At 29.0% G+C, this 3,354-nt stretch carries 3 protein-coding genes; 2 read left to right on the forward strand and 1 reads right to left on the reverse strand.

Going from position 1 to position 3,354, the window contains the following annotated elements:
- Positions 1-60 precede the first annotated feature (60 nt).
- Together ACR0QS_RS12180 and ACR0QS_RS12185 are read left to right on the forward strand one after the other, a co-directional pair.
- On the forward strand, positions 61-723 hold the full coding sequence (locus ACR0QS_RS12180) for a hypothetical protein (protein WP_432633724.1): 663 nt from the start codon (positions 61-63) through the stop codon (positions 721-723).
- An 85-nt stretch (positions 724-808) separates the two neighbouring features.
- Positions 809-1,501, forward strand: a complete 693-nt coding sequence (locus ACR0QS_RS12185; RefSeq protein ID WP_432633725.1) for a hypothetical protein — start codon at positions 809-811, stop codon at positions 1,499-1,501.
- On the opposite strand, the gene ACR0QS_RS12190 is transcribed toward ACR0QS_RS12185, so the two are convergent.
- Positions 1,498-3,306, reverse strand: coding sequence for a glycoside hydrolase family 10 protein (locus tag ACR0QS_RS12190; protein ID WP_432633726.1), 1,809 nt, complete (start codon positions 3,304-3,306; stop codon positions 1,498-1,500). The genes ACR0QS_RS12185 and ACR0QS_RS12190 overlap by 4 nt on opposite strands.
- Between the last annotated feature and the right edge of the window lie 48 nt (positions 3,307-3,354).

Below are 3,354 nucleotides of genomic sequence, written 5' to 3' on the forward strand. Positions count from 1 at the left end.
ACATTAATAATATTCTAAAAATTAAATAAAAAATTAAATTAAATAAAGGAGAATTAAAAAATGAGTAAAATTAAAAAAATAATATTAATAATAGTTTCTTTCGTAGTGTTTATTCTTACATTAAGTATAATTGTCGCTATACTTGATAATGGTAATTTAGAGGTTGATAAGAGTATAATATCAAAAAAGTCTGAATTATTAAGAAAAAATACTCTTACTTTTGAGGGGTTACTTTTTACAAGAGGTTTTAATTTAGATTATGTTCAGAATTTAGAAGGTCCCGTTCAATATGTAGATAAAAATAATATTGCTAATAATGTATTTACTATAAACTTTATATGTCAATCTACCATGAAAGTAACAAATCCAGATATATTTAAAAGGCAAAATTTAAAAGCGTTTGAAGTTGCAGCCGAAAGAATTAAATATGGTGAAATAGAAACTATAGACTATCCATTTCGTATGAAAGGGGATGATGAAGAAGATTATACAGAATTAAATTTTAAAGATATTTTAGCGTTTGCTGCTTCGAGCGATTTTATAAATGGTAAAAGCCATTTATATTTTGGCGTTCTTAACTTGAAAGGGTATACTGATTATATTTTTACATTTACAAATGTAATTAGTGCAGAGTTGATATTAAGCATATTAAAAGGATATGCGGCTGATGAAATAGACATGATGACTGGAAAGCCTTTAACAAATAAAGCTGATGATTTTTAAATAAAATTGTGAATTAGAGTGTTGAAAGATTTTAAAAATTATAATATATTTAATAATTATTAATATTTTAATCGGAGGATTAACAATGGCTAACGGATATACAAAAAATGAAATAATAAACAAACTTGAAAACTTAAAAGATATTTCTACTTTATACAAAGAAGATTTTATTAATTATAGAGGAAATACGACCGATACGAAAGAAAAATATACCGAAGTTGTAGCGGAGTGGCTTTTGAATAATTTGAATTTATTTGACAATATTCAAAAAATAACTCGTTCCTCTTCTTATAAAGTTGAAACTCATAATGGAAAACATAATAATCCAGCATCTAATCGAAAAGAAGAAATAACGGCGATTGAAATTTTTAATCAAGGTTCGCTTAATATTCTTGGAAAAGTATTGGATTATCAAACGCCATTAAAAGATAAACAAAGCGATGAAGCGGGAAAAATTGATATTGTCTCTTATAATAAAGATATTAAAGCAGTTTACCTTTTAGAATTGAAAAAAGAAGATAACGAAGAAACTATGCTTCGCTGCGTTTTGGAAATTTTTACATATTTAAGAATTTTAGACGGCGATAAATTTTTATCCGATTTTGAACTTCCGAAAGATACAAAGATTAAAGCTTCGCCTCTGGTATTTTTAAACGGCTCTCAACATAAAGAAATAGTTGAAGGTGATAATAAATTTTTGAAACGATTAATGGATAAACTCGATATAGAACCGTTTTATATTACAAAAAATTCTAATAATTATTACGCTATCGTTTAATTGTTTATTTCCAAATAATCGCTTTCGTTATGTATTCTGTCCAAAGCCGTAATATAATAAATATAATTCGATTTTCTATTTGCCGTTTTGTCTTTATAAACTACTTTCGCGTTTTCATTAAAATTAGTTCTTCTGATTTTATCGACTAATTCTATTTCGTAGCTATTGACGATTTTTCTGTAAATCGCGTAATAAACGGGAGTTCCGATTTTCGGATGAGAATAATCGTCCAGTTTATATTCGTTAGGGTCGGTAAAACTTATTTCAATATAATTAAATTTTTTTTTCATTTTTGGATTTTCAAGCCTCAAAATATTTTCTTTCAAATCTTTCATCGTATTCATTTCGGGAACTATCGCCTTGAATATATAATTATTTTCTTTTATATACTTTATCGCTTCGTATCCAAAGTTGCCCGTATTAATATCGTTTTTATACATGTTATGCATTGTAAAAAATGCCGAGCCTTTTATAAAACCTTTTCCTTCTTTTCGTATATAATCTATTTGTTTTGAGAGCAAATCTACATCATGCCAAGGTTCAATATTAGTCGAGCTTCCCATTCTGTATAAAGCATGCCCGATATATAAATCCGCTAAATTTCCGTTTGTAGATTTTTTCGCTTCGTTAATCCACCAATTAACGGTTATGTCGAAAGGAACTAATCTATGTTTTGAACTCCAATAAACTTGAGGAATAATCGCGTCCACATACATTTTATTTATTCCGTCTTTTTCAGTCGCGTTGGTTAATGAATCTGTTTTTTCTCCGTTTAACATCCATAAAAGAACATCCGCATGCAAAGCGTCAAAATTCGGATTATATGATTTCGTTTCGCTTCCGTATTCGCTGCCTTTATATTCCGATAATTTATTTTTGTTTCGCCAAACGCCCGCGGGCGAGATAGTCCATTTTACATAAGGCTTTCTCGCTTTTATTTCCGTATATAATTTGCTTACAAGATTGTTTATATTGTTTCGTCTCCAAGCGTATAAACCGTCAATTCCGTAATCGTCATAGGAAGTATTTTTAATATCGTATCCCGCTTCTTTTCCGTATTTTGAGGCGCTAACTTTATCGTCCCAGTCTTTATAGGTTTTTCCTTTAATCGCGTTTTGATAAAAATAATCGTCAAAATGAATTCCGTCAATATCGTAATTTTCCACGACTTCGATAACGGAATCGATTATATATTTTTCGCTTATCGGTTCGCCTGGGTCCAAATAGAGTTTTTTATCAAACCAATAAACGGGCTTCAAATTATTCGACACATAAGTATGAATAAAATTCTTTTTTGAAAACTGTTCCTCATAACTTTTTTTATCGTTATAAGTGAGCGAAATTCTATAAGGATTAAACCAAGCATGAACTTCGATATTTCTTTGATGCGCTTCTTCGATTATAAATTCAAGCAAATCGGTTTCAAAAGGATAATCGTCTCTTTCGCTTTTAGAATCGCTACCGAAAAAATATCTTGTAGTCGGATTTATTTGGGAATTAAAAATTACTCCCGCATCGGGTTTTACTTGAACGAATACGGCATTAAAATTATTTTGATATAAAGCGTCCAAATGTTTTATTATAAGTTTTTTTTGTTCTTCTTCGCTTCCGTTTCGCAAAGGAAAATCAATATTTCCGACTGTGGAAAACCAAGCCGCCCTAAATTCTCTGTATATCGGATTTTCGCTTCTGTCTTCTTCCATACTTTTTGCAAGATTTTTTTTAATATCGTTTGGTATAATTATATTCAAAGTTTTGCAAGATAGAACGGTTAATACAAATATAAGAATATTAATTTTTTTCATTATTTAATCGGCATTATTTTTAATTTTGTATTTATTATAATATATTAT

This window comes from Brachyspira sp. (assembly GCF_050873525.1).
Taxonomy (GTDB): domain Bacteria; phylum Spirochaetota; class Brachyspiria; order Brachyspirales; family Brachyspiraceae; genus Brachyspira.

Coding starts and splice junctions, on each gene's coding strand:
- ACR0QS_RS12180 (WP_432633724.1), top strand. CDS start 61: ATGAGTAAAATTAAAAAAATAATATTAATAATAGTTTCTTTCGTAGTG.
- ACR0QS_RS12185 (WP_432633725.1), top strand. CDS start 809: ATGGCTAACGGATATACAAAAAATGAAATAATAAACAAACTTGAAAAC.
- ACR0QS_RS12190 (WP_432633726.1), bottom strand. CDS start 3,306: ATGAAAAAAATTAATATTCTTATATTTGTATTAACCGTTCTATCTTGC.